At 44.2% G+C, this 26,366-nt stretch carries 29 protein-coding genes and 1 other RNA gene; 13 read left to right on the top strand and 17 right to left on the bottom strand.

The window, feature by feature from the left end; translation table 11 throughout:
- Positions 1 to 4: 4 nt before the first annotated feature.
- Positions 5 to 1,804, bottom strand: a complete 1,800-nt coding sequence (gene typA / locus AC0J2F_RS10955) for a translational GTPase TypA (RefSeq protein WP_473007682.1) — start codon at positions 1,802 to 1,804, stop codon at positions 5 to 7.
- Between the two features lie 99 nt (positions 1,805 to 1,903).
- Between typA and kdsA the strand changes: the two genes are divergently transcribed.
- Positions 1,904 to 2,722, top strand: coding sequence for a 3-deoxy-8-phosphooctulonate synthase (gene kdsA, locus AC0J2F_RS10950; RefSeq protein WP_473007681.1), 819 nt, complete (start codon positions 1,904 to 1,906; stop codon positions 2,720 to 2,722).
- On the opposite strand, the gene AC0J2F_RS10945 is transcribed toward kdsA, so the two are convergent.
- Positions 2,713 to 3,072, bottom strand: a complete 360-nt coding sequence (locus AC0J2F_RS10945; protein WP_473007680.1) for a DUF1801 domain-containing protein — start codon at positions 3,070 to 3,072, stop codon at positions 2,713 to 2,715. The genes kdsA and AC0J2F_RS10945 overlap by 10 nt on opposite strands.
- Positions 3,073 to 3,108: 36 nt before the next feature.
- Between AC0J2F_RS10945 and AC0J2F_RS10940 the strand changes: the two genes are divergently transcribed.
- Positions 3,109 to 4,074: a transglutaminase domain-containing protein gene (locus AC0J2F_RS10940; RefSeq protein WP_473007679.1), complete on the top strand. Its 966-nt coding sequence runs from the start codon at positions 3,109 to 3,111 to the stop codon at positions 4,072 to 4,074.
- Between the two features lie 179 nt (positions 4,075 to 4,253).
- On the opposite strand, the gene AC0J2F_RS10935 is transcribed toward AC0J2F_RS10940, so the two are convergent.
- Genes AC0J2F_RS10935 through AC0J2F_RS10895 form a run of 9 tightly spaced genes read right to left on the bottom strand, consistent with a single transcriptional unit; the run spans position 4,254 to position 10,672 of the window.
- Entirely contained in the window at positions 4,254 to 5,741 is a 1,488-nt protein-coding gene (locus AC0J2F_RS10935) for a cryptochrome/photolyase family protein (protein ID WP_473007678.1), read from the bottom strand.
- Positions 5,738 to 5,875 carry a DUF2256 domain-containing protein gene (locus AC0J2F_RS10930; protein WP_473007677.1) on the bottom strand — a complete coding sequence of 46 codons (138 nt, stop codon included), beginning with the start codon at positions 5,873 to 5,875 and terminating at the stop codon, positions 5,738 to 5,740. Before AC0J2F_RS10930 ends, AC0J2F_RS10935 begins: the two co-directional genes overlap by 4 nt.
- Entirely contained in the window at positions 5,876 to 6,523 is a 648-nt protein-coding gene (locus AC0J2F_RS10925) for a flavin reductase family protein (RefSeq protein WP_473007676.1), read from the bottom strand.
- The gene (locus tag AC0J2F_RS10920; protein ID WP_473007675.1) at positions 6,520 to 7,950 is read right to left on the bottom strand and encodes a cryptochrome/deoxyribodipyrimidine photo-lyase family protein; all 1,431 of its coding nucleotides are present in this window, start codon (positions 7,948 to 7,950) and stop codon (positions 6,520 to 6,522) included. Before AC0J2F_RS10920 ends, AC0J2F_RS10925 begins: the two co-directional genes overlap by 4 nt.
- 26 nt (positions 7,951 to 7,976) lie before the next feature.
- On the bottom strand, positions 7,977 to 9,113 hold the full coding sequence (locus tag AC0J2F_RS10915) for an FAD-binding domain-containing protein (RefSeq protein WP_473007674.1): 1,137 nt from the start codon (positions 9,111 to 9,113) through the stop codon (positions 7,977 to 7,979).
- Entirely contained in the window at positions 9,065 to 9,340 is a 276-nt protein-coding gene (locus tag AC0J2F_RS10910) for a TIGR03643 family protein (RefSeq protein ID WP_473007673.1), read from the bottom strand. Before AC0J2F_RS10910 ends, AC0J2F_RS10915 begins: the two co-directional genes overlap by 49 nt.
- Entirely contained in the window at positions 9,337 to 9,804 is a 468-nt protein-coding gene (locus tag AC0J2F_RS10905) for an SRPBCC family protein (protein ID WP_473007672.1), read from the bottom strand. The genes AC0J2F_RS10910 and AC0J2F_RS10905 overlap by 4 nt, the downstream gene beginning before the upstream one ends.
- On the bottom strand, positions 9,804 to 9,977 hold the full coding sequence (locus AC0J2F_RS10900) for a Lacal_2735 family protein (RefSeq protein ID WP_291187963.1): 174 nt from the start codon (positions 9,975 to 9,977) through the stop codon (positions 9,804 to 9,806). The genes AC0J2F_RS10905 and AC0J2F_RS10900 overlap by 1 nt, the downstream gene beginning before the upstream one ends.
- Before the next feature lie 2 nt (positions 9,978 to 9,979).
- Positions 9,980 to 10,672 carry an SDR family NAD(P)-dependent oxidoreductase gene (locus AC0J2F_RS10895; RefSeq protein ID WP_473007671.1) on the bottom strand — a complete coding sequence of 231 codons (693 nt, stop codon included), beginning with the start codon at positions 10,670 to 10,672 and terminating at the stop codon, positions 9,980 to 9,982.
- Positions 10,673 to 10,816: 144 nt separating this feature from the next.
- Here AC0J2F_RS10895 and AC0J2F_RS10890 point away from each other — a divergent pair, with 144 nt between their 5' ends.
- Both AC0J2F_RS10890 and AC0J2F_RS10885 read left to right on the top strand, forming a co-directional pair.
- Positions 10,817 to 12,286, top strand: a complete 1,470-nt coding sequence (locus AC0J2F_RS10890; RefSeq protein WP_473007670.1) for a M28 family peptidase — start codon at positions 10,817 to 10,819, stop codon at positions 12,284 to 12,286.
- 13 nt (positions 12,287 to 12,299) lie between these two features.
- A complete protein-coding gene (locus AC0J2F_RS10885; RefSeq protein WP_473007669.1) occupies positions 12,300 to 13,598 on the top strand; it encodes a M20/M25/M40 family metallo-hydrolase in 1,299 nt (432 codons plus the stop codon).
- Here AC0J2F_RS10885 and AC0J2F_RS10880 read toward each other — a convergent pair whose 3' ends face one another.
- A complete protein-coding gene (locus AC0J2F_RS10880) occupies positions 13,599 to 14,813 on the bottom strand; it encodes an NAD(P)-dependent oxidoreductase (protein ID WP_473007668.1) in 1,215 nt (404 codons plus the stop codon). It abuts the gene before it with no gap.
- A gap of 241 nt (positions 14,814 to 15,054) precedes the next feature.
- On the opposite strand from AC0J2F_RS10880, the gene ssrA reads away from it, so the two are divergent.
- Positions 15,055 to 15,454, top strand: a transfer-messenger RNA (tmRNA) gene (gene ssrA / locus AC0J2F_RS10875).
- 701 nt (positions 15,455 to 16,155) lie between these two features.
- Here the strand turns inward: ssrA and AC0J2F_RS10870 are convergent.
- From AC0J2F_RS10870 to AC0J2F_RS10850, 5 genes are all read right to left on the bottom strand, one after another.
- Entirely contained in the window at positions 16,156 to 17,133 is a 978-nt protein-coding gene (locus AC0J2F_RS10870; protein ID WP_473007667.1) for an aldose epimerase family protein, read from the bottom strand.
- Between the two features lie 65 nt (positions 17,134 to 17,198).
- Positions 17,199 to 17,603, bottom strand: coding sequence for a rhodanese-like domain-containing protein (locus tag AC0J2F_RS10865; RefSeq protein WP_473007666.1), 405 nt, complete (start codon positions 17,601 to 17,603; stop codon positions 17,199 to 17,201).
- A gap of 13 nt (positions 17,604 to 17,616) precedes the next feature.
- Positions 17,617 to 17,928: a rhodanese-like domain-containing protein gene (locus tag AC0J2F_RS10860; RefSeq protein WP_473007665.1), complete on the bottom strand. Its 312-nt coding sequence runs from the start codon at positions 17,926 to 17,928 to the stop codon at positions 17,617 to 17,619.
- Positions 17,929 to 18,172: 244 nt separating this feature from the next.
- On the bottom strand, positions 18,173 to 18,799 hold the full coding sequence (locus tag AC0J2F_RS10855) for a thioredoxin family protein (RefSeq protein ID WP_473007664.1): 627 nt from the start codon (positions 18,797 to 18,799) through the stop codon (positions 18,173 to 18,175).
- 1 nt (position 18,800) lies between these two features.
- The gene (locus AC0J2F_RS10850) at positions 18,801 to 19,361 is read right to left on the bottom strand and encodes a TlpA disulfide reductase family protein (RefSeq protein ID WP_473007663.1); all 561 of its coding nucleotides are present in this window, start codon (positions 19,359 to 19,361) and stop codon (positions 18,801 to 18,803) included.
- A 170-nt stretch (positions 19,362 to 19,531) separates the two neighbouring features.
- Here AC0J2F_RS10850 and AC0J2F_RS10845 point away from each other — a divergent pair, with 170 nt between their 5' ends.
- The 8 genes from AC0J2F_RS10845 to trpB all read left to right on the top strand — a co-directional run bounded on the left by AC0J2F_RS10845 (position 19,532) and on the right by trpB (position 26,365).
- Positions 19,532 to 19,984: a MarR family winged helix-turn-helix transcriptional regulator gene (locus tag AC0J2F_RS10845; RefSeq protein ID WP_473007662.1), complete on the top strand. Its 453-nt coding sequence runs from the start codon at positions 19,532 to 19,534 to the stop codon at positions 19,982 to 19,984.
- An 18-nt stretch (positions 19,985 to 20,002) separates the two neighbouring features.
- The gene (locus AC0J2F_RS10840; RefSeq protein ID WP_473007661.1) at positions 20,003 to 20,572 is read left to right on the top strand and encodes a YceI family protein; all 570 of its coding nucleotides are present in this window, start codon (positions 20,003 to 20,005) and stop codon (positions 20,570 to 20,572) included.
- 233 nt (positions 20,573 to 20,805) lie between these two features.
- Positions 20,806 to 22,206, top strand: a complete 1,401-nt coding sequence (locus AC0J2F_RS10835; RefSeq protein ID WP_473007660.1) for an anthranilate synthase component I family protein — start codon at positions 20,806 to 20,808, stop codon at positions 22,204 to 22,206.
- A gap of 1 nt (position 22,207) precedes the next feature.
- On the top strand, positions 22,208 to 22,786 hold the full coding sequence (locus tag AC0J2F_RS10830) for an anthranilate synthase component II (RefSeq protein WP_473007659.1): 579 nt from the start codon (positions 22,208 to 22,210) through the stop codon (positions 22,784 to 22,786).
- The gene (gene trpD / locus AC0J2F_RS10825) at positions 22,787 to 23,782 is read left to right on the top strand and encodes an anthranilate phosphoribosyltransferase (protein ID WP_473007658.1); all 996 of its coding nucleotides are present in this window, start codon (positions 22,787 to 22,789) and stop codon (positions 23,780 to 23,782) included.
- Between the two features lies 1 nt (position 23,783).
- Positions 23,784 to 24,584: an indole-3-glycerol phosphate synthase TrpC gene (gene trpC, locus AC0J2F_RS10820; protein WP_473007657.1), complete on the top strand. Its 801-nt coding sequence runs from the start codon at positions 23,784 to 23,786 to the stop codon at positions 24,582 to 24,584.
- Positions 24,574 to 25,194, top strand: coding sequence for a phosphoribosylanthranilate isomerase (locus tag AC0J2F_RS10815; RefSeq protein WP_473007656.1), 621 nt, complete (start codon positions 24,574 to 24,576; stop codon positions 25,192 to 25,194). Before trpC ends, AC0J2F_RS10815 begins: the two co-directional genes overlap by 11 nt.
- Positions 25,184 to 26,365: a tryptophan synthase subunit beta gene (trpB, locus tag AC0J2F_RS10810; RefSeq protein ID WP_473007655.1), complete on the top strand. Its 1,182-nt coding sequence runs from the start codon at positions 25,184 to 25,186 to the stop codon at positions 26,363 to 26,365. The genes AC0J2F_RS10815 and trpB overlap by 11 nt, the downstream gene beginning before the upstream one ends.
- Position 26,366 lies beyond the last annotated feature (1 nt).

Raw genomic sequence — 26,366 nt, 5'->3', positions numbered from 1 at the left:
GAATCTAGGAATTGTTTTTTGCGCGTTTGCGATCCACTTCCTTGAGTAAAATCTTGCGAAGTCTCAAATGGTTTGGAGTCACCTCAACGTATTCGTCCTTTTGGATGTATTCCAAAGCTTCTTCTAAAGAGAACTTGATTGCAGGCACAATACGCGCCTTATCGTCAGCTCCCGCAGAACGCACGTTGGTCAATTTCTTGGTCTTGGTCACGTTAACGGTCATGTCATCGCCACGGGAATTCTCTCCAATCACTTGGCCTTCGTAGATCTGCTCTCCCGGATCGATAAAGAATTTACCGCGTTCCTGCAGTTTATCAATAGAGTAAGGAATAGCTGTTCCGTTCTCCATTGAGACCATACTTCCGTTGATGCGCTCTGGAATTCCTCCTTTTAGCGGTTGGTATTCCAAGAAACGGTGGGTCATGATAGCCTCTCCTGCAGTGGCGGTGAGTAATTGATTTCTAAGTCCGATGATCCCGCGAGACGGAATCAAGAAGGTACAGATCATACGATCTCCTTTGGCCTCCATAGAAGTGATATCACCCTTACGCATGGTAACCAATTCTACAGCCTTCCCACTTACCGTTTCTGGCAAGTCGATGGTCAATTCTTCAAACGGCTCACATTGGACCCCGTCTATGGTCTTTACAATAACCTGTGGCTGTCCTATTTGCAATTCATAGCCCTCTCTACGCATAGTCTCGATAAGTACAGAAAGGTGCAATACCCCACGGCCAAAGACCATGAATTTATCGGCACTGTCTGTTGGCTGAACACGTAAGGCCAAATTCTTTTCCAATTCGCGCTCCAAGCGCTCTTTAATGTGGCGCGAGGTCACGAACTTTCCGTCCTTTCCGAAGAAAGGAGAATCGTTGATGGTAAAAAGCATGCTCATGGTAGGCTCGTCTATGGCAATGGTAGCCAGAGCTTCTGGAGCTTCTACATCGGCAACAGTATCGCCGATCTCGAATCCTTCCAATCCAACTAGTGCACAAATGTCACCAGCGTGAACTTCATTTACTTTTTTACGCCCAAGACCTTCGAAAGTGTGTACTTCTTTGATCTTAGATTTTATCTGAGTACCGTCTCTTTTGATCAGAGACACCTGCATTCCTTCTTTAATGTTTCCGCGTTGCACGCGTCCGATGGCGATACGTCCGGTAAAAGACGAATAGTCCAAACTGGTCACTAACATTTGGAGGCTACCCTCCTCTACTTTTGGCGATGGAATGTGCTCCATAACCATTTCTAAAAGCGGCTCAATGGAGTCGGTTGGCTGCTGCCAATCCTCGCTCATCCAATTCTGCTTGGCCGAACCATAAACAGTCGGGAAGTCCAGCTGCCATTCTTCTGCTCCCAATTCGAACATCAGATCAAAAACAGCTTCGTGTACCAGGTCAGGTGTACAGTTCTCTTTGTCCACTTTATTGATCACCACACAAGGTTTCAACCCAAGTGAGATGGCCTTTTGCAGTACAAAACGAGTTTGCGGCATAGGACCTTCAAAGGCATCCACTAGCAAAAGTACACCGTCTGCCATATTCAATACCCGCTCCACTTCTCCACCAAAATCGGCGTGACCTGGAGTATCGATGATGTTGATCTTGGTCCCTTTGTAATTCACCGCTACGTTCTTAGAAGTAATGGTGATCCCGCGCTCGCGTTCCAGATCGTTATTGTCTAGAATAAGCTCTCCGGTCTGTTGGTTCTCGCGAAACAACTCACAGTGATACATGATCTTGTCTACCAAGGTGGTCTTACCGTGGTCAACGTGCGCAATAATGGCGATGTTCTTGATGTTCATGGCTCCTTTGTTTAAGGCGGTGCAAAAGTACACGCAATTATTGGATTTGCAGCTATATGACTAAGAAGATTCCTATCTTTGCCCAATAAATTCAAGTTGATGAACCTTAGCAGTATTCCAAAGCTCAAAAACACCGACAGCAATAACTTTTTCCTAATGGCCGGCCCTTGTGCCATTGAGGGGGAAGAAATGGCCATGCTTATAGCAGAAAAGGTCAAAGCCATCACCACACGCCTGCAGATTCCTTACATCTTTAAAGGGAGCTTTAAAAAAGCGAACCGCAGCCGTTTGGACAGCTTTACGGGTATTGGAGATATCAAAGCCTTAGAAATTCTCAATAAGGTTGGAACTGAATTCGATCTGCCAACCGTTACCGATATTCACGAGGTAGAAGATGCGGCAAAGGCTGCAGCATATGTAGATGTACTTCAAATTCCTGCCTTTTTGGTGCGCCAAACTGATTTGGTTGTGGCTGCTGCCAAAACGGGCAAGGTGGTCAACTTGAAAAAGGGACAATTCATGAGCCCTGAGAGTATGCAGCACGCGGTGACCAAAGTCTTGGAAAGTGGAAACGACAAGGTCATGGTTACCGATCGGGGTACCATGTTTGGCTATCAGGACATGGTGGTAGACTTTAGAGGGATCCCAACGATGAAAAATTTTGCTACTACTGTACTAGATGTGACACACAGCTTACAGCAACCCAATCAGAGCAGTGGAGTAACCGGTGGACGTCCGGAAATGATAGCCACTATAGCCAGAGCCGGAATCGCAGCAGGAGTAGACGGACTTTTTATAGAAACGCATTTTGACCCGGCCAATGCTAAAAGTGATGGTGCGAACATGCTCGATCTTGCCTTACTGGAAAAATTATTGTCGGACCTCACTGCCATCCGCAAAACGATAAATCAACTGTAAAAACCGCGATCGCGGACGCTGAGCGCGTCGGCAATTACCGCTTCTAAGATTTGTTGCTCTACCGCTTCAAGCGATTTGTAGCGCAATGACTTTATGACCTTTCTGCCCTTGGTCTCCAAATGTTCTAAGTGAACGCTTAAATGCGCCGCATGCCAAAACCCTAGATCCACATAGCCCTTGGTGACGTTGAGATAGCAAAAGGGTTTATCATCTATATAAAAGAACGGGATCCGATACTTATACTTAAGGACTGCCTCAGGAGCCATAAGTCGAATAGTCGCTTCCAAATGCAAGAGAATGCTTTTAAAAGGCTCTGTTTGATCTAAAATATAGGCTTCTGCTGGGTTCAATTTATTTCGTAACTTTTAATACAAATAAAGATACGAATGCGATTATTAATTGGCTTTTTATTTTTCAGCCTGTTCACTTACGGACAACAGACTGCCCATGTACAGCAGGTTATGGCCTCTTACCCTACTGAATTTGCTTCGGTTCAGGAGTTGGCCAATCGCATAGGGTATGATTTTAAGACAGATGCGCAGCGCGTTGAGGCCATTTACAGTTGGATCACAGCCAATATTAGGTACGACTACAATTATCTGTATCAGCAAAAACCAAAACACATTTGGATCCGATATCGAACTGAAGCCGAAAAAAAAGAAAAGGAGATCGCCGCTTTAGACCAGCGCTTAAACGACATATTAAAAAATAAGCACACCCTCTGCTACGGCTATAGCAATTTGTTTATGCGTCTCTGCGACTTGGTTGGTGTTAAGGCCGTTTCCATTAATGGGTTTACCAAGAGCACCGTGGCTGTTATTGGAGGTGGCACAGCGTTTAAAAATCACAGCTGGAATGCGGTCTACTTGGAAGGCCGCTGGCAATTGTTCGATCTGACTTGGGCTGCCGGATATACCGACGTTTTGTCCGAACGATGGAAAGCGCAGCGTAACGATTACTATTTTGGAACCGATCCGCAGCAACTCATAAGCACCCACTTACCCGCAGACCCAAACTGGCAGCTTTTACCGCTGCCGTTGAGTGAGCAAACCTTTTTTGAAAATCCAATTTACTACCCAAGTTACTTCAGTGATCGTTTGATCTTAAGTGCTTCGGAGGATGGAGTCCTGCAAAAGAACAACAGAAAGGTGAGCATTACTTTTGCAAGCTTACCCAAAGGCCGCACTCTTTTTTACACTGTGGATGGCAATACTAAAATAGTGCAGGTAGATCGAATAAAACTTACTGCGGATGGGCAATATCGCATAGATATTTACGGCTTAAAGAAAAATGCCAAACAATTAACGCTTTATTACAATCTAAGTCCTGCGATTGATTTCAAGCTTTTGTAGGAATAAAAAAAGGGCGGAGCTTAACGCTTCACCCTTTCAATAGAATCCTGATTTTATCAACTCCCCAATTGAAAAAATCTATGTAGTAAAGGTCTCTAAATAGCGTGGTCCCGACAATAGGAAATTCCCCTTTTTTAAAACAGGGTTTTTCCTATTTTGAGTTATGGTAGAGCCATAATTTAGGAGTTGTCAAGTTGTTCAAAATACTCCTGAGCCCTAGATATCAGGTCACTTCGTTTTTCTGCGTCCCACTTATCAAAGGTCCCTAGCAACATAGCCAAACGCGGGTTTGAACTAAAGAATTCTCTTTGCTTGTCCATAAAATGCCAAAATAGCGCATCCCAAATCTCTTGCCAGTCGCCTTTGGAGTAATTGCTCATTTTAAGAATATAATTACTACTGCTTATATAAGGCTTGGTGGCAAAGAATCCGCCGTCAGCGAACTGACTCATGCCATACACATTGGGCACCATGACCCAATCATAGGCATCGATAAACAACTCCATGAACCATTTGTAAACCTCCTTGGGGTCAAATTCGCACAAAAGCATGAAATTCCCTAAAACCATAAGGCGTTCAATGTGGTGGCAATACCCCGTCTTGAGCACTTTTTTTATGGTATCATCAATTGGAGGAATTCCGGTCTCGCCGGTATAGAAGGATCTTGGAATCTTTCTGTCAAATCCCCAATAATTGGTAGTACGCATAGGAACACCCTTGGCCATATACATGCCTCGGATGAACTCTCGCCAGCCCATGATCTGTCTTACAAAACCCTCTAAACTCTGGATCTTGATATCGTTCTCTTGGGCATATTCCAGACTCCTATCTAAAACGTACTGAGGCGTCAATAAGCCCACATTTAACATCGGAGTCAAAACAGAATGATGCAAATAGATCTCCTCTTTAACTATAGCGTCTTCATACGGACCAAAGCCGGCAAATCGTTGCTCTAAGAATTGTTCGAACCAATCCTTTGCCGACTCGAAATCCAAAGCGTATAAAGGGGAATCGGTGGTCTGGCCATAATTATCCTCAAAGTGATCTTCTACATAATCTAGCGCCTCTTCGTAGGCCGAGGTAGTGTCCGGAAACTGAATATTAGGTGGCGTTTTCCCTTTGGGATATTTTTTTCGGTTCTCCGTATCATAGGTCCACTTGCCACCCTCTGGATCATCGGATCCCGTGATCAATATATCCCTCGCCTTGCGCTCACTCTTGTAAAAAGTGGTCTGATGAAACTTCTTTTTATCAGCTCTGAAAAAATCGGAAAGCTCCTCACGAGTATTCAGAAACATTGGACTGTCCAATACTTTGAGATCAAGTTCTTCCGCCTCACAGGCCTCATGCAGCCATTTGTCTAGATAAAAGTCCGCCGGATCTACTACTAAAATTTTCGTGTAATCATTATCCTTTAGCCATGCGACTAGCTTTTTCAAGGGCGCGTGGTCTTTGTGAAATTCCACATAAGTGCAATTATAGCCCTCGGTATCCAAATAGGAGGTATAGGTCTTAAGTGTAGCCCTGTGATAGACCAACTTCTGCTTGTGAAATTTCTGATAGGTAAAAAGCAGCGGCGATTCCACAAGGACCACATCCGTATCCGTCGATAGGGCTGGGTGATCTTTAAAGAGTTGATGCGGAAAAATTAGGCTTACCGTGCTCATGAGTTCTTGTTTTTATTTCCGCTACAGCGTTTACTGCAATACTTGACTTGCTCCCAGTCACGCTCCCACTTTTTTCTCCAAGTGAAAGGTCGGCCACAAGTTGAACAAATTTTGGTCGGCAGCGGTTTTTTCATTTATACAGATTTATCAAATGGGGGAACTTCCTCCACTCGGGCATAAGGATAATCGCCAACTTCTTGCATTCGGTAATAGGTATTCAACCCTGAAATACCGGCTATCTCGAGTTTTTCTAGATTTAGTTTTCCATTCACCTCATCGACCCAATCTGGGACTTCTATCAATTCTATCTGACCAATTACGAATAAGGTACCATTCTGTGGAATTGGGATCTCATTGACCTTTTTAAGACCGATCTTAACCGGAGATTCCTTGACAAAAGGCGCCGGAAAATCGTTTAAATATTCTGGCGTGAATCCGCAGCGCTCAAATTCGCTCACTCCTTCGTCGAACTTGGCAGATGTGTAATGGGCTTGTTTGGTATGCGTGGCAGGAACATGGTTAATGGTGTAATAACCGTTGTGCTCCATATTATTGTAGGTATCGCGTCTAAACTCAAAATGTGGTCTGAGCACAAAACCTATAAAAGGCGGGTTGCTCCCCAAGTGGACCACAGAACTAAAAATTGCCAAATTCTCATGACCGTCTTGACTCACTGTACCAATCAAATTAGCCGGTTTAACCCCAGTAATGGAATTGATCAGATGTAGGCGTTTAATGCGATCCATTTGAGTAATATCAGTATGTGTGTACTTTGTTTTCATTTGCTGCGTCGGGTATGTGTTTTTAAAATTCGTTGTTTTTCTTTTTGTACCTGCGGATGCTTTCTATGACCGTAAATTCGCTGGCGTGCTGCTTTACCGGAACTTTCTAGATCTACTAAAGGAAGCGGATAGTCCTCGCCCAACTCAAAATTCATAAATTGTTGTTCCATAGGGGTCAAGGTCCAAGGTTGGTGAATATGGGTAGTGGGAACCTCCTGCAATTCTGGCACCCATTGTTTGATAAACTCACCATCCGGATCGTGATCCAAACCTTGCTTTACCGGATTATACATACGAACTGTATTCACACCTGTGGTACCAGCTTGCATTTGAAACTGCGGATAATGGATCCCCGGCTCGTAGTCTATGAACAACTGCGCCAAATGATAGACCCCATCGCGCCAATCTTGTCCTAAATGATGACAAAAAAAGGAAACTAGCATGGCACGCATTCTAAAGTTTATCCAGCCAGTGGCCTGTAAACAACGCATGTTTGCATCGACCATAGGATAACCGGTCTGCCCGCTTTTCCAAGCTTTGATATAGGCTTCATTGTGTTGCCATTCCATGTATTCGTAACCCCGATTGATACACAAGGTCTCGTACTCACACTCTACCTCAAACTTCTGTATAAAATGCGAACGCCACTTAACTCGAGTCAAAAACCCATTAAAGGCCCTCTTATTATTTTTAGCGTTGGGATGATTCTTTACATACTGATAGACCTGCTTCACCGAAAGACAACCCCAAGCTAAATAAGGAGAGACCCTTCCGCAGCTATACCTACTGCCCAAAGGTTTTGAGATCTGCCGCATATAATTGCGCCCTCGCTCTTCACAAAAGCTCTTTAAGTACTTCCACCCCATGGTCTCTCCAGGTGCTTGATAAGCCGCCGGATACGCACTCCAGGCTTGTTTTAAAGTCTCAGGTATTTGAAATTCGTGTTTCCAATCCAGAGCTAAGTTCGGATCAAAACTGTTGCTGATCAATGGCGAATGCATCTTGACATACCACGCTTTGTCCCAACCATCGCGATTCTGAATGCCGCGAAGCACTCCTTCCCGCTGAAATTCCAGCCATTCAATTTTATTCTCAAGGCAAAGTTGAGCAACTTCTTTATCGCGATCCCAACTGAGTTGTACTCCACTTTCCCTATAACTAAAGAGCTTTTTTACTCTGTATTTCTGTAAGATCTCGCTAAAGACCACCACGGCATCTGCGTAGCAAATGTTCAAGGTCCGCCCTTGGACTCCCAAGGTCTTTTTTAAATCTTGAAGCGATCCAAAAATGAATTGATTGTGTCTTAGACTACATTCCGGATGAGCGAGCAAGGTAGGCTCAAACAAATAAAGGATCAGATAGGGAATTCCAGCAGCCTCGACCGCTGTAAGTGGCTCGTGATCCTGTGAACGCAGATCGCGTTTCAACCATACGATATTAATTTCAGGGCGACTCAAAAGCGCAACTCCTTTTCCGCTTTTTTCCAAAAAGCAAAGAAAGAGCGGTGGGTTCCTTGTACGCTAGTCATCCAATTGCGAGGGTGCTCGGTTCCGCGATAATCGATATTCAAAGGATGCTCCTTGTAATGAATCTTTGAAGCGCCTAAGTTTGCTTCAAGGGCATTAAAACTGCCAACAAAGTGCTGCAAATTGGGAATATTCTCGCCCAGTGCTATGGCAAAATTAACAGCTTTTTGGCCTATCGGGTACTGCTCAAAAACTTCTGGCTCCCAGAGCATTATTCTGTTCATCTCAGTATCTGCCAACCACCGTGGATCCAAATTGTAATAATTATAGACCGCCGTTGGCAAGGACTCATCAATTTGAAGCTTCGTTGTTTTGGGTAAAGGCGTTTCGAGGTCCCAGTCGCTAATGGCTGAAAGTTCAGAGGGTTGTTCCAGTACTGCAAGCTCCTCATAGGTCACGTCCAGAAAAGTGCCTTTCTGTTTACTAAAGGTGTATTTGTTGATGTTGTCTTGATTGGCAATATACTTTTTGCCAGCATTGCTACCAGCCACCCACTGCCAACTTAAGGCATTGCTCGCCCAATCGCCGTCTAGTAAATGATAGTACATCCAACGAGCCGGTTGCTTCCAGTGCGCTCCGGCTTGATTACACGCAATGGCTGCGGTATACATGCGGATGTGATTGTGCATATATCCACTACTGTACAATTGCTCAATGGCGCTATCTATGGCTGCAATACCTGTTTCAGATTGGTCAACTGAGGCGACCATTTGATGATGTATTACATCTGGTTGCGGACGTTTAAAATCTTGGTTGATGTTATCGCCTTGATCTTTCCACAAGGTCTGCCAATAGTCTCTCCAGGCCAGTTCCTGCACAAATTTTTCGACCTCGTATTTCTTGTAGCCTTCTGCTTTGAGAAAGTCCAAGACGTACTTGGTAGAAATAACGCCACGCGAAATATAGGGCGACAAATAGGTTACATCCCCATTGATAAAGTTACGCGTCTTGGCATATCGCTTAGGGCGTATGGCCTCGACCCGTTTCTGAATCGCATCAAAATCGGTTGGAAAGTCTAGCGTTTGCTGATCTTGTTTCCGGTTATTTGTCGTTGACGACTGCATTTAAATCGGCCTATTTCTGGGTTTCGTTTCTTAAGGTGCTTTTGGCTAAGTCCGCTGTTAACGCGCTTGCGCCACAAATTAAAACTAGAGCGTTTCAGCTCGCGCCTCATGAGTTTGATCACCTCTTTCTCAGGCAATCCAAACTGAGCATCAATGGCCTCAAAGGGAGTGCGATCTTCCCAAGCCATCTCAATAATGCGGTCTATGGCTCTTTCGTCTAACATCATTTAAACTCTCCGAAGCGTTTATTTACAGCCTGAACGCGATAATCAAAGATCTCTCTGAGCTTCTTGCGAATGACCAAGCTGTTCATAATAGCTCCCAGAATTCCAAAAGGAGGCTGGTACGAAACAATATCGCGCATCAAAACACCACCTTCTATCGGCTCAATGAAATGTTGATGATGCCACAGCTTATATGGCCCCACGCGCTGCTCGTCTATAAAATAGGCTTTGTCGGTCACTTTAGTGATCTCCGTGACCCAAGTTGTAGGAATACTGAGTAAGGGTTTTACGACATAACTGATTATCATCCCCGGATACATCTTTTCGGGCAGATCTTCTGAGGTAATGTCGAACCCCATATAATCCGGTGTGATCTCTTTTAAATTGGCAGGAGATGAAATAAAATCCCATACCTCTTCAATGGTGGCCGGTATTTTCTGACTGCGTTTAAACTGATAGAATCCCATTAGTTTGCGTTTTGAATGGCATCAATTTTCTTGTTGATCTCTTCAGCCTTGGCGTACATTTCGTCGCTGGCCTTTCTGTTAGAGGTAGACAAGCGTTGTGCGTCTGCCATGGCTTTAGCGTAAGCTTCGCTGAGCTTTTCCAATTCCGATTTCTTTTTGAACAATCCAAACATGATTACACTTTTAAAGTTGAGATTCCCCCGTCTACTTGTAGCACCTGTCCGGTGATCCAACTAGAAGAGTCATTTAGTAAAAAAGAGGCTGCATTAGCTATATCTTCTGGAGCGCCGATCTTTTGAAGCGGATGCCTTTTGGCGTTGGCTTCTTTCTTATCGTCAGAACTCAATAAGCGCGAAGCCAAAGGTGTATCGGTAATTGAAGGCGCAATTGCATTGACACGCACCGTTGGGGCAAGTTCTGCAGCTAAGGCACGCGTGAGTCCCTCTATAGCACCTTTAGACATAGCCACCTGCGTATGAAAATTAAAACCAGACTGCACGGCAACCGTTGAAAACATGACCACAGAACCCTTGCCATTCTTTAACGGCTCTAAAGCGTGTTGAATAGCGCGAACAGCTCCGCCAACCTGCAGGTCAAAATCTGCTTGGATATTTTCTTTCTTAAGTCGCTTGAAAGGCAATAGATTAATCGCACCTGGGCAATACACCAAGCCGGCTATGGCATCTGGGAGTTCTGGCATAGCTGCATTCTCGTCGGTTACATCTAACTGATGAAACGATACATTGTCTAGTTCTTGCGGTGTTGTGGAATTATAAGTCGCTATGACCCTGTGGCCTTGCTCGCCCAGCATTTTTACTAAAGCCGCGCCGATACCACTTGTTCCACTGATCACTAAATAGGTCTTCATGGTTTACTTTTTGTTTAAACAAAATTACTATTTATTAAACAAAATATGCTTAAAGAAATTATAATTCCTTCTTATAAACCCATAGCAAGCTTTCTATCCCCAATGAATTGACTATTTTTAGGGGACTAAATCAAAACATTCATCATGCAAAAAACACTATTCTTTATTGCTTTCCTTTTCTGCGGACTTGCGCCTTTGGCCCAATCTGATGTACAAATAGTAGAAGAGACCGTGAGTCGTTCCAACATAGAAGGACATATTTATTTTCTAGCGGACGATTTATTAAAAGGGCGACAAACAGGAACCCCCGAACTTAAAATTGCAGCGACCTATCTGGCTACCCAACTTCGCAGCTACGGAGTTAAACCAGATCCGGCAACAGGAAGTTACTTCCAGGCCATGCCGATGCAGAAGAATTTCCCACCAGAAGCAATAAAATTGACCGTCAATGGGCAAAAAATGGAAAATGCTGTGGCCATGAGCCAAGGTAATGTGGACTACAGCGGAACAATGGTTTATATGGGCTTTGGACTAGAAGCCGACTACCAAGATGTTGATGTTAAAGGTAAAGTGGTTATTGTAAAAGCCGGAAACGAAGAAGGTGGCGGGGCTCAGCAAGCCTTTGGTCTAATAGGTGATAAAACTGCCTTAGCCAAAAAGAACGGAGCTATTGGCGTTATAGAATTTATAGACACCAACGACCAGATCTGGGACTTTATAGATCACCAATTCAACGAGCCACGAGTTGGACTTGCGAGCTCTGAAGACGAAGAAGACAGCATACCCTTTCTTTGGGTAAAGGATACGGGAGGAACCATTGCTGCAGGACTCTGGCAAAAGAATCCGGAAGGAAGTTTTACCATGGCCAAAAAGGCCGCCGAAAAATTAGACAGCTACAATGTTGTAGGGTGGGTAGAAGGCTCGGATCCGAAGTTGAAAGAAGAATTCATCATTTATTCCGGGCACTATGACCACGTGGGCATTGGTACTCCAGATGCCACAGGAGATACTATTTACAACGGAGCTAGAGACAATGCCGTTGGGGTGACCACTGTATTGAGTATGGCAGAGAACCTAGCCAAATATCCTACTAAAAGATCGGCCTTGTTCATTTTATTTACCGGAGAAGAAATGGGGCTTTTAGGCAGCCGCTATTATGTGGAGAATCCTATACTGCCATTGAATAAGATGGTCTACTGTTTTAACAGTGACAACGCCGGCTACAATGATACCTCCTTGGCTACAATTATTGGTTTACCCAGAACTACTGCAGCAGATCATATTAAAAATGCCTGCAAGCAATTTGGCTTGACGGCAGTAGATGACCCAGCTCCAGAACAAGGCTTGTTTGACCGCTCTGACAATGTGAATTTTGCCCGCGTAGGTATTCCTGCTCCTACCTTCAGTTTGGGCTTTACGGCCTTTAACGGCGATGTGACCAAATACTACCACAGACCTGGAGATGAGGCAGACAACATTGATTATGAGTATATGGAAAAGTTCTTCAAGTCTTATGTATTGGCAGGACGCCTCATAGGGAACGATCCTGTAACTCCTACTTGGACTGCAGGCGACAAATACGAAGAAGCTTCTAAAGAACTTTACGGCAACTAAAAACCATAACAAAATGAAAAAATACTACTGCTTTCTGTTAATGCTGGCGCTTCCATTTCTAGGCAATGGTCAAGAGCTATCCGAAGTTGAAAAAAAGATCATTGTTGCCGTGGCGGCCAACAAAGCCGAACAGCTGGATTTTCTAAAAGCAGTAGTTAATATTAATTCTGGAACCTTGAATCTAGAAGGCGTTAAAGCTGTAGGCGATTTTATGGCCAAGGGATTTAAAGACATCGGATTCGAAACCACTTGGATAGATATGCCAGCGGAGATGAACCGCGCTGGACATCTTTTCGCAGAAACAAAAGGCGATAGCGGAAAGCGCCTTTTACTCATTGGACACTTAGATACGGTTTTCGAGGCCGATAGTCCTTTTCAAGAGTTTAAAATGGTCAATGATAGCATTGCTCATGCCCCTGGCGGAAACGACATGAAAGGAGGCAATGTAGTGATCTTATACGCACTAAAAGCATTACAAGACAACGGTCTTTTAGACGATGCCCAGATCATTGCTGCCTTCACTGGTGACGAAGAATCCACCGGAAAACCCTTGAGTATTAGCCGTGCAGAACTTATAAATGCCGCCAAACGCAGCGACATAGCCTTAGGATTTGAAACCGCTACTGGATTCAACAATGCGACCATTGCCCGTAGAGGTGCCTCGGGCTGGAAGGTTACCACAAGCGGAAAACGCGCCCATTCCTCTGGCGTATTTAGAGATGGGATAGGTGCAGGAGCGATCTTTGAGATGTCACGTATTTTAAATGAATTCTACAATGAAGTGAAGGGGCCAGAATACCTCACCTTTAACCCCGGGCATATTTTAGGTGGAACCTTTGTAGAATACGACGAAGCCAACTCCAAAGGAGAAGCTTATGGTAAATCCAATGTGGTTGCACAAACTGCCGTGGTAAAAGGCGGCTTACGTTTTATTACGGAACAACAAAAAGATGAGGCACGTGCTAAAATGCGAGAGATTGTTGCCAATAATTTACCCATGACCTCTGCAGAGATCAGCTTTATAGATTCTTACCCAGCCATGCCACCCTCTGCAGGTAATAAGGCCTTATTGGAAGTACTCAATCAAGTGAGTATAGACATGGGCCAAGGCGGCGTTGAAGCTTGGGATCCAGGCCGACGTGGAGCTGCAGATGTTTCCTTTGTAGCGCAGTATGTAGACTGTCTGGACGGCCTAGGCACTATGGGCTCCGGAGCACATACTCCAGAAGAGACCGTGAATCTCAATACCATAGAAGCGCTAACGGCTAGAGCGGCAATTTTGATCTACAGATTGATAAATACAGAGCGCTAATCACTCCTTTCCGTCTACGTAATCTTGTAAATAGGCAAAGCGTTCAGTAAGCGTACCTTCTGAGGTTGTCATTCGGGCGCGTTCTAATATGCCTTTCTTGTCACCATTGAAGAAGGCCGGGATTACGTGCTCCATAAACATATCGCCAAACCCTTCTGAGGCATCCTTGGGCAATTCACAAGGCAAATTATCTACCGCCATTACAGCGATTGCACCTGGAGCTTTAAAATCTACTTCGGATTCTGTCTGCGGATCATAACCGTAAAAAGGATCGGCTATGGTTGATGGGCGAATCGTGGAAGCAATAGGCCCGTCGATATCGCAAGAGACATCTGCCACCAGATTGATGTTGAAATCTGGGTGACGCGCGTCTTCACGAGTAAATAAATAAGGAGCACCGTCGCCGTAAAAATGCCCTGTGATAAACATATCGCTCACCTTGGCGTATTGCATCAAGTCACTTTCGTAGCCCGTCGGATCAGCGTAAAAGGCGTATTTATCCATAGGAGCGCCATCGATGCGCTTGTTGTATTCGGTCACATCGATCATGCAATATACAGGCTCGTCATAAGACTTAGACAAATAGTCGGCATCGGTGACCTCACGGATTTGCAAATGGTCTAAGATCTCTTTGGCGCCTTTAGCAACCTTACCCGTTCCACTTAGGATGATGCGGATATTTGGCAAGCTGATCTTGTCTAATTCTGCCTTAACCTCTTTTAAGTCTGCTAAGTTTTCAACCTTAGGCAATTCGAACAAGCCGTCGCGAATTCCTAATAAACGGAAACCGTTGTAAGCTCCAACCAATCCGGCATAGCGCCCAAACCCGATGAGTCTCGCGCCATTGGCCTTGACAATGGTCTCATGATCATAAAGCTCGATCTTTTTGTCTAAAATGGCTTGGAGTAGCTTTCTGTTATACGGCTGCTTCTTTATGGTGTGCGAAAAGAAAAAGTATTTTTTATTGGGAATCAGTGCCTCAACTGGAACCTCCTTAACACCCAACATCACATCTGCTTTGCTGACATCTTCTTGCACAGCAACACCTGCATCTGAGTAAGCTTGGTCCTTAAAAATGCGAATATCACTGGATTCTGCCACTAACTCCGCCTCCGGAAAGCTTTGCATGACTTCCTGACACTTTTGGGGTGAAAAAACCACTCTTTTGTCTGGTGGAGACTTGCGTTCTTTGATTATGGCGAATTTTACTGGCATTTGGAATACTTTTTGTTCAATTAGTAAGGCGAGCAAAGATACAGTATTTCGTGTATCTTTGCGAGCCTGTGCGTTAGGGATTGAGGCTTTGTTGGAGCTCCCGTGAAGTAGTGATAACTCACTGCACGGAGCGACTGCCGAAAGCCCGACCCGCCGAAAGCGGGGAACGCCACAACCGTTCATTGAAAACTGAAATTCGTGGAATTTTAATTATAAGATCCCCGCTTTCGCAGGGATTTCAGGGGCCGACTGGTTTTGACAGCGGGACCAATTGAAATGTAAGCATATCGAGCGCTGGACCACAGCTCGTTAATCTCATGATTCACACTTTTTAAACGGCGAGAATAACTACGCCCTAGCTGCATAATCTGAATTATAGTAGGATAATGCCTCGGTCTACTAGGTAGACAAGCAGGAACGCTCTCGAAAGCCTTGGTTTACGGCATTCGATATAGAGCGTTCGTAAAAGTAAACCTAGCCGCTTTAGGGCTTTGATAAAGCAGCGAAACTCAAATTGAAGCTAAGCCTGTTCTTGGTAGTCTTTGACCGGGGCCAGGCCGACAATCAATTAAAGACTAAATATGTAGAAAGCATTTGAATTGCCTGTTTGGACGGGAGTTCGACTCTCCCCGGCTCCACAAAAAGAAGCCACCTTCGGGTGGCTTTTTTTGTTCCGCTCGGGGAGAGCGAACTCCCCAAGCATAGTTTCTTTTGAGAATACTTTTTGATCGAGAATTAATTTAGTGACTATTACTTCCCACGCGGCAGGCCTATGCCTCGCTAAAAACATCCACCGGATGTTTTTTAAACGCTTGGCAGTCCCCGGCTCCAGGATCAATCACAACTGCGAGTTGGCTAAAACGAAGCGACTCCAAAACGCTTGCGATTTTGAGGGAGTAAAGTTTTAGACATCAATTTCGAAGAAATTGGCAGTTGTAATTGCAGTACCGCAGAAACAGGGGCCCGACGAAAACACAGAGTGTTTGAGTCAATCCCCGGCTCCACGTCTTTTTATTTTGAATACGGTCATCGAGTGATTTTTGCATAGCAAAAATTGTATCGAGATGGCAACATTGGTTAGGAGTGAGCACCGACTGAACGAAGTGAAGGAGGTACTCTCCCCGGCTCCACCTTCTTCTAAATGTAATACTGTCATATTATATAAATAACATACAGTGAAAATCACCCAATAACCGTTCTTAAAAATTTAGAAATTACCTATCTTTGACCAACTCAAAAAACTAAAAAAATGGGCGTAGGCGGCATCGTAATTGGAACTATCGTAGTGTGCTTTATTCTTGGACTCATGATAGAGATCCAGGAGCGTTTCTAAACTCTTCTCTTACTTAATTACCGAAAAACTATAGGTGGTCGCTGAGCGATACACCTTATCTGGTTGCACCACTATTGATGGGAATTCCGGGCGGTTTGGCGCATCCGGATAGCCTTGCATTTCGAGGCAAATGGCTGGGAAATCTGCATTGTTATCACCTCTAATCCCTAAACCTTTAAAGGAAGGTGGAGTATAAACCTGTACCGCAAGCTGATTGCTCACCACCTGCATTTCAATTCCAGTCTCTGATGCAAAGAGTCGTAAGGGTTGGTGTTTTTTTTCTAGTACATAAGTCATATCCAAGCCTGCTCCAATTCTGTCTCCTACCCGAGCCTGCACAGAAAAGTCCTTGTTATATGTTTTAGTGTCTAACAGTTTTCCTGTTGGCACCAACTGCGCGTCAGTTTCCAAAAAACGTTCAGAAGGGATATACAATCGATGGTCTAAAATACTGCCTGTACCCGCCAAATTGAAATAGGCATGATTACATAGATTCAATACCGTTGTTGAATCCGTAGTGGCCTCATAAACCAGTGACAATTCGTTTTCCTCATTGAGGGTATAAGTAGCGCTAACGTTAATAGTTCCCGGATATCCGCAACTTCCGGCCTGTTGTGCTATAGCAAATACTAGCTTGTTATTTGTTTGTTCTTTTACCGTCCAGATCTGATGTTGAAAGCCACAGCTTTCGCTGTGCAGATGCATGTCGTTGTTCTGAGGCAGGGCGTAGAACTGACCACCTAGATGAAACCCTCCGCCGGAGATCCTGTTGGCCACGCGACCTACACTTGCCCCGAGACACAGATTCCAAGTCTTGGTCTTTGTAGATAGATAATCTTCTACCCTATCAAAGCCCGCAACCAAGTGTTGTAGCAGGCCGTGCTTATCAAGAAACTGAATATCAGTGATAGCGGCCCCAGCGTTGCTAAGGGTAACTTTGGTTCCTTTAGAGTTGAACAGCGTATATAATTGCGCTTCTTTCTGCATGTAGCGCAAGATAAAAAAAGCCGCTTCAAAATGAAGCGGCTTTAAGATCTTTAGAATCGTCTTTTTTAGGATTGTTCCTTTTCGGTTTCCTGACCCGATTCTTCCCAGAGCACAATACCTCCTTCTAGATCATAGATTTTTTTAAAGCCCATTTCTTTTAAGATCTCAGCAGCTCTAGCAGAACGTCCACCCTTTTTGCAATACACATAAACAGGCTTGTCTTTGTCTAGTGTTGCGGCCTTTTCGGCAAAGTCATCGTCGGTCACACAGATGTTGTGCGAGTTCTTCAAATGACCTTCCAGAAATTCCTGACCGGTACGAACATCAACCAATTGAATACTGCTGTCTTTCAGAGCTTCGCTCATTTGCTCGACAGTGATCTGCTGTATCTCACCGGCCTTGGTCTCGGTACAGGATTGAATTATTCCAAGAGCCAAAACAAGGATTAAAAATAAAAAGGCGCGTTTCATGGGTACTAATTTTTTACTTGGTTACGTCTCCATCCCACTCAGAAAAACCACCCAATAAATTGTAAGTGGTAGCAATCCCTACGGATTCTAATACGGCGCAGGCCTGAGCACTGCGGCCGCCCGAACGGCAATAGACATAATAATTTTTGTTAGGGTCCAAAGCACTCACCGCTTCCATAAAAGCTTGTGGTTGATAAATGTCCATATGCAAGGCAGCCGGAATATATCCTTCTTCTATCTCCTCCGCAGTTCGCACATCGATAATAACGGCTTCAGGGTCTTGCGCTATCTGGTCTTGCCAGGCGTCGCTTGTAAGATCAATCATAGTCTAATAAACTTTGTTTAAGAGCTTTTAGTATGTTCAAAGTTAAGTATAACCATCAAAATTCACACCAGAATTTTCACAAAAAAGCTCCTAAGCAAGCCCAGACAAGGACATGTAGCCAGACTTGTCACCACTTGTGCTAGGCTGTGGATCACTGCAATATTTATACTTAGGCAGTAACCACGAGACTAAACAAAAAAAGCCGACCCTCATGAGTCGGCTTATCTTTAATGTGTGAAATGGCTTATACTTTTACAGAACAACCAATAGCGCGCGTTTCCTTAATCGGCACTTCTTTGCCAGCCAAAAGGGCATTAACTGCATCAGCTAAATAGGTTTTGGTAACTCCAGCCGCATCGCGAACACTATCATCTATAGCGCCAATGTATTTGACCATCATATCGCCACCTTCTTTTTGTAAAAGGTAAACATGTGGCGTCTTTTTAGCCCCAAACTGGGCATAGACCGTACTGCTCTCATCATAGAGATACGGGAAGGTGAAATTCTTCTGCTTCGCTTTTTGCTGCATGAGTTCATAAGTATCGTCTGGTTGTACAGCAGGATCGTTCGGGTTTATGGCAATTACCGGATAACCTTTCCCTTTGAACTGCTTCTTGTCTAGCGCAATGATCCTGTCCTCGCTGGCAACTGCATAAGGGCAGGTATTACAGGTAAAGATCACTATGAATCCCTTGGCGTCCTTATAGTCTGCCATAGAAACCATTTTTCCGTCTACGTTCTTAAGGCGAACGTCTTTTACTTTATCGCCAACAGTGTAGCCATCTGAAGCTGTATTCGTGAAACTGCTGAGCCCAATGGTTGCCACCAAGACATAAACAGCAACAACTGCGATGTTCTTAAATTTTTGCATTTTAAAGAAAGGTATTGAGTTCTTGTTCTAGTTCTTCTAAGGTGAACGATTGCTCGTAGAATTTGCGCTCGTCTCCTTTATAGATCACAGTGGCCGGAATGGCTCCAGACCAACTTTCGTCCACTTTGGGGATCCATTCGTTGGCGCCGGTATCGTCTAGCAGGACTACCGGAGATTTGATCTGGTTCTTTTCAATAAATGGTATTACTTGTTTTTCTAAAAGCTTAGGAAAGTCAATGCTCACCAAAAGTACTTCTACGTTTTGGTCGGCGTATTTGGCAGCGATTGTTTCAAAATAAGGCAGCTCCTTAATACAAGGTTTACACCAAGTAGCCCAAAAGTTAACTACGTATATTTTCCCGTCGTCTTTATTTAATAGGGGTTCAAACTCATCAAATTTATAAACGGGCACTTTAGCCGTCCCTGGGCTTGCTTTTGCTTCGGAGGTGGTCTGGGTAGCTTCTGTGGTTTGTTTTACTGCGGATTTTTCCTCTTTGCATGCCCCTAAAAACACGGGAAACACCAAAAGCAATAGGATATATATATAATAGGACTGTTTCAAACTGCTGAATTTAAAGTCATTAAAAATATTCAATATTGGCAGTAACCAAAAATCATTTAACAGTAGAATTAATCTTTTAACACTAGCCTCCCAATTAAAATTGTGTTAAAAAGATTTTGAATTCAATTCTTCACAATACATTTGTATATACAATAGTTGTTAAGACAATCATGGAGATCGAATCTATCATAAAAGCCACCAAGCCGATGCAGTTGCACACCAAAACGGTGATCAACCTCATGTATCGTGCTCGGGCTATGGAAGAATCGATAAATCGGATTTTGAAACAATACGCTTTAAGTGGGCAGCAATATAATGTACTGCGGATCTTACGCGGACAAGGTGGGAACCCTGCCAATCTATCTACGGTAACGGAGCGCATGGTAGATCCTAACAGCAATACCACTCGCCTAATAGACAAGCTACTTAAAAAAGGGTTGGTCAAAAGACAAATATGTGCCACCAACAGAAGAAAGGTGGAATTATTTATTACAGAACAAGGACTTGAACTTTTAAGTGTTTTAGACCCCATTGTAGAATCCAACAATCAGCAGATGCTCAACCAATTAGACCTGAGCGAACTGGAGCAATTGAATACCTATTTAAATAACATACATTCATAAATTTTAAAAACAACTCTAATGAGAAATCACGTAAAAACAGCAGCTTTGTTGTTGCTAGCCATCGCCTTTAGCGCATTCAACACCTCGAACGTTGAAAAGCTTATGGTAAAAGACAGTACTATTACTTGGGTGGGTAAAAAGGTTACTGGACAGCATGACGGTACTATCAACCTCACGAGCGGTTACTTCATGATGGACGGAGAATCCATGGTAGGTGGAGAATTCGTTATCGACATGACCAGTATCAATGTTACCGACCTGCAGGCAGGACAAGGAAAAGAAAAACTAGAAGGACACTTGAAGTCTGACGACTTCTTTGGTGTTGAGGCCTTTCCTACAGCGACCTTAAGTGTTAAGAACGCCGCTAGAAACGGGAACACTTACACGGTGAACGCAGACCTTACTATTAAAGGAAAGACCAACCCGATCACCTTTGACATTACTAAGGATGGAAACAATATGACAGCCAATGTTACTATTGACCGTTCTAAATTCGATGTGCGTTACGGTTCAGGAAGCTTCTTCGACAATCTAGGAGACAAGACCATCTATGATGATTTTGACTTGACTGTAAATCTATCCTTTTAATAGGATCCATTCCCAAGAGAAGAATCCCGCCTGTTAAAGGTGGGATTTTTTTATGCTGATGGTTTGAATTTAAAAGCAGACTATTTATCTTTGAAACTCAAATGAAGCAAATAAACGTAAATACTTGGTGGTGGTCAGCTCAAAGCACAAGCTCGTGAGGCTGATCGTCTGATTGTATACGTTAAACATACCAAAGACTTGTCGCTCACGACAGGTCTTTTTTTATTAAAGACATGCAGAGATTTACTTTAAAAACACTCAGCAAACAGCTTTTAGCCGATACGCTAACGCCGGTTTCTATCTATTTGCAGTTGCGCGATAGGTTCCCAAATAGCTTGCTTTTAGAAAGCAGCGACTATCATGCTAACGACAATAGTTTTAGCTATATCTGTTGTAACCCAATTGCCAGCATTAAGGTCGCTAATAATGAGATCCACTGCAATTATCCTGACGGCAGCACAACTCAAGAAACCATTACCTCAAATGTCGATGTTCCAACAGCCATTGCGGCCTTTGCGGCGCAATTTGAGGTGGACAGCGAAGACTACAAATTCATAAATCATGGGTTGTTTGGTTTTATCGCTTATGATGCCGTGCAGTATTTTGAGGATATTCAGATCAGCAAAAAAGAAGGCGATCTTGAAATTCCAGATATCTACTATGCTGTCTACCAGAATATCATTGCAATAAATCACTTTAATAACCAGGCTTATTTGTTCGCTCATTGTTTTGATGGGCCAGATAATCTGGACGTCTTGGAACAGCTTATCCGCAGCACTACGAATAAAAAATACCCATTCCAAAAAAGCGGATCGGTTACCACCAACACTACAGATGAGGAGTTTATGGCCTTGGTAGAACAGTGTAAAAAGCACTGCAATCGCGGCGATGTATTTCAGATAGTTCCGTCTAAACGCTACTCACAGCGTTTTACCGGCGATGAGTTTAATGTTTACCGAGCCTTGCGCAGTGTTAACCCTTCTCCTTACCTATTCTACTTTGACTACGGTAACTTCAAGATCTTTGGAAGTTCTCCTGAGGCGCAATTGGTGGTCAAAGACGGAATGACAGAGATCCACCCTATTGCAGGTACTTTTAGACGTACAGGAAATGACGAGCAAGATGCGGCACTGGCCTTAGAACTGGCCGCCGATGAAAAAGAGAACAGTGAACATGTGATGCTTGTAGACTTGGCCAGAAACGACCTGAGTCGTCACGGAACAGACATTCAAGTAGCCACCTACAAAGAAGTGCAGTTCTTTTCGCATGTGATCCACTTGGTAAGTAAAGTGGTGGGAACTAAAAACCCCGAAACCCCTACCATGCAGATCGTCGCCGATACCTTCCCCGCGGGAACCTTAAGTGGTGCGCCCAAACATATGGCCATGCAGTTATTGGAAAAGTACGAGAATATCAATCGCAGTTTCTACGGAGGCGCTATTGGCTTTATGGACTTTAAGGGCAACTTTAATCACGCCATCATCATTCGATCCTTTGTGAGCAAGAACCACCAATTGCATTATCAGGCAGGGGCTGGAATTGTGACCGACAGCGATCCGGAGAAAGAATTACAAGAAGTATACAACAAATTAGGGGCTTTAAACAAGGCTCTAGAACTCGCAGAAAATTTATAAGATGAAGATATTAGTGATCGACAATTACGACAGCTTTGTGTACAATTTGGTACACTATATCCGCGAGTTTGTAGACGACGTGACCGTTTGGAGGAACGATCAGTTCGAGCTGGAAGATGTGGCCGCCTTTGATAAAATAGTTTTGTCTCCTGGGCCTGGAATACCAGAGGAAGCCGGTCTACTCAAAGCTGTAGTAGAACGTTTTGCCCCTACCAAATCCATGCTTGGCGTTTGTTTAGGCCAGCAGGCTATTGGTGAAGTTTTTGGAGGATCGCTAATCAATTTGGATCAAGTATTCCACGGGGTTGGGACGCACGTTGAGCGTTTAGTAGATGACGAACCACTCTTTGCAGGACTGCCCAAAAACTTTCAAGTAGGGCGTTATCACTCTTGGGTAGTTGCCCGTGAAAATTTTCCACAAGATCTAGAGATCACCGCAGTAGATGAGTCTGGGCAGATCATGGCCTTAAGGCATAAAAAGTACGACTTAAGAGGGGTACAATTTCATCCTGAATCTGTGCTGACTCCGCATGGAAAGAGTATGATCAAAAACTGGTTAAAGCAAAACAACAAAGAATAGATGAAGGCTGTATTGAATCGCCTGATCAATCAGGAAATATTGAGTAAAGAAGAAGCCCGCGATATTTTGATCAATATCTCTGCCGGACAATATAACGAAGCGCAGATCGCTGCTTTTTTAACCGTCTATATGATGCGAAGCATTACTGTAGAAGAGCTTCAAGGTTTTCGTGATGCGCTCTTGGAGCTCTGCATTGCGGTTCCTGTAGAAGATTACAACACCATAGATCTTTGCGGTACTGGTGGCGACGGTAAGAACACCTTTAATATCTCTACTTTGGCCTCCTTTGTGACCGCTGCCTCGGGAGTACAAGTGACCAAACACGGTAACTACGGAGTTTCATCTGTTAGCGGCAGCAGCAACGTGATGGAACATATGGGGGTAAAATTTACCAACGATACCGATATCTTAAAGCGCTGTTTGGACGAAGCTAATATTTGTGTCTTGCACGCACCGCTTTTTCACCCAGCTATGAAAAATGTTGGTGGCATTCGCAAGGCATTAGGCGTAAAGACCTTTTTCAATATGTTGGGACCTATGGTGAATCCTGCCTTTCCGAAGAACCAACTCGTTGGAGTTTTCAATTTAGAATTGGCTCGTGTTTACGGTTATTTGTATCAGCAGTCAGCAAAGAACTATACCATTTTACATGCACTAGACGGTTATGATGAAATATCCTTGACCGGAGCTACGCGGGTAATTAGCAACCGTTTTGAGCAGCAATTAACCCCAGAAGATTTTGGTGTTAGTAGTATTACTGCGGATCAGATCTTTGGCGGAGACACCGTAGAAGAGGCTGCTAGCATTTTTAAGACTGTCTTATCTGGACAAGGCACCGATGCGCAGAACCACGTAGTGGCTGCCAATGCAGGAATGGCTATTGCGACCGTAAAGGGCTGTACACCAAAGCAAGGTTTTGAAAAAGCCTTAGAAACGCTAAAAAGCGGTAAGGCCAAAAAACATTTGAATCAATTAGTTGCTCTAACCAACGCCTAGTATGGATATCTTAGAACGCATAATAGCGCAGCAAGCCCAGGATCTCATCCGCAGAAAACAAAGCTTTCCAGAAAGCTATTGGGAGTCGGCTCCACTTTTCAACAGACCTTGCATTTCGCTTAAAAAAGCATTGAACGAAAGCTCCACAGGTATAATTGCGGAGTTCAAGCGACGCTCGCCCAGTAAGCCTTCGATAAACTTTAAGGCTCAGGTAAGTGAGGTTGCTTCAGGGTATCAAGCTGCAGGGATCAGCGGAATGTCTGTCCTGACCAACGGACCTTTCTTTGGAGGTTCTTTAGAAGATCTGAGCCAAGCTAGAGCAAGTGCGAACATGCCTTTGCTCAGAAAAGAATTTGTGATCGATCCGTATCAAATAACAGAGGCCAAGGCCCACGGTGCAGATGTTATATTATTGATAGCGGCCTGCTTAGAGCCCGCCCGATTGCGCATGCTGGCCAAAAAGACCAAATCCCTTGGGATGGAAGTCTTGTTAGAGGTTCATAATGAAGCTGAGTTGCAAGCCAACCTCATCCCAGAAGTAGATCTGATAGGAGTCAATAACAGGAACTTGAAGACCTTTACAGTAGATGTGCAAACCAGTTTGGATCTGCTGCAGCAGATCCCGCAGGAGTTTACACCGATCTCTGAAAGTGGACTGAGCGACCCGCAAACAGTTGCTATGCTCCGCCAAGCAGGATTTAACGGCTTTTTGATGGGAGAACATTTTATGCGTTCAGAAAATCCAGGTGAAGCAGCCGCTGCATTTGTAAACGTCCTAAAAGAACAACACAATGAAGATTAAAGTATGCGGCATGCGCGAGGCGAAAAATATAACGGCACTTGCGGAGTTGAAACCAGATTATATCGGTTTTATCTTCTACGAGAAGTCTCCAAGGTATATGAACGCAGACCCAGTCGAAGTTCCTGAGGGAATTAAAAAAGTTGGAGTTTTTGTAGATGCCCCAAAAGGGTATGTGCTGCAACAAATTGAAGCTCATGAGCTAGATGTGGTCCAATTACACGGCAAAGAAGACCAACAATACATAAGTCTTTTACGCGAGCTGGCTCATACCGACATTGACTTTTGGAAAGTCTTTGCCGTTGGAGAAAAATTTGATTTTAAAAAACTGAAACCGTTTGATGAGCTAGTAGATGCTTTCTTGTTTGATACCCGCGGAGCGGCTCCAGGTGGCAACGGCAAGACCTTTGATTGGAAACTACTCAATGCTTACCGAAGTGAGCTACCCATTGTAATTAGTGGCGGTATTGGTTTGGAAGAACTCCCAGCGGTAAAAGAACTGCTTCAAACTTCGCTTCCTATTATGGCGATCGATGTGAACAGCAAGTTCGAATCAGAACCCGGATTAAAAAAAATTGATGAATTAAAGACCTTGATGAATTATGAACTATAATGTAGACCAACACGGTTATTACGGAGATTTTGGTGGCGCCTTTATCCCAGAGATGCTCTACCCGAATGTGGAGGAATTGCGTCAAAATTATATTCAAATTGCCTCGGACCCTGTTTTCCAAGATGAGTTTCACGCCTTGCTTAAAGACTATGTAGGCAGACCAACTCCCCTCTACTATGCCAAGAGATTCTCAGAAAATTACGGCTGCAAAGTCTACTTAAAACGCGAGGATCTTTGCCATACCGGAGCGCATAAAGTAAACAACACCATTGGGCAGATCTTGATGGCCAAACGCTTGGGTAAAAAACGCATCATAGCAGAAACTGGAGCGGGGCAACACGGAGTTGCAACTGCAACAGTTTGCGCACTAATGGGTATGGAGTGTATCGTTTATATGGGTGCAATCGACATTAAACGTCAAGCTCCCAATGTGGCGCGCATGAAAATGTTGGGTGCCAAAGTTGTTCCGGCCGAATCAGGTTCTAAAACGCTTAAAGATGCGACCAATGAAGCCATCAGAGATTGGATCAACAATCCTGTAGACACCCACTATATTATTGGTAGCGTTGTTGGACCGCATCCGTATCCGGATATGGTGGCCCGGTTCCAAGCCGTGATCTCTCAGGAGATAAAAACACAACTCCACGAAAAAGAAGGGCGTGAAAACCCAGATTACGTGGTGGCCTGTGTGGGTGGTGGTTCTAATGCTGCAGGAGCTTATTACGAATACCTCAATACCCCAGAGGTTGGACTCATTGCTGTAGAAGCTGCAGGAAAAGGTGTGAATACTGGTGAAAGTGCCGCAACTTCGCAGTTGGGGAAATCGGGTATCATCCACGGCAGTAAGACTTTGCTCATGCAAACCGATGACGGCCAGATCACAGAGCCGTACTCCATCTCTGCTGGCTTAGACTATCCAGGTATAGGCCCCATGCATGCACACCTATACGCAAGCGGGCGCGCAGAATTCATTTCTATTACCGACAAAGCGGCTATGGAAGCTGGTCTTCTTTTGAGTCAATTGGAAGGAATAATTCCAGCTATTGAAACCTCCCACGCCTTTGCCATATTTGAAGAGCGCAAATTCAGGGCAGATGATGTTGTGGTGGTTAATCTTTCCGGGCGTGGCGACAAAGACCTCAATACTTATATCGAATACTTTAAACTCTAAG

It is taken from the genome of Gilvibacter sp. CC01 (assembly GCF_055755295.1).
The sequence above is the reverse complement of the archived record's forward strand: the minus strand, read 5'-3'. Positions and strand labels throughout refer to the sequence as shown.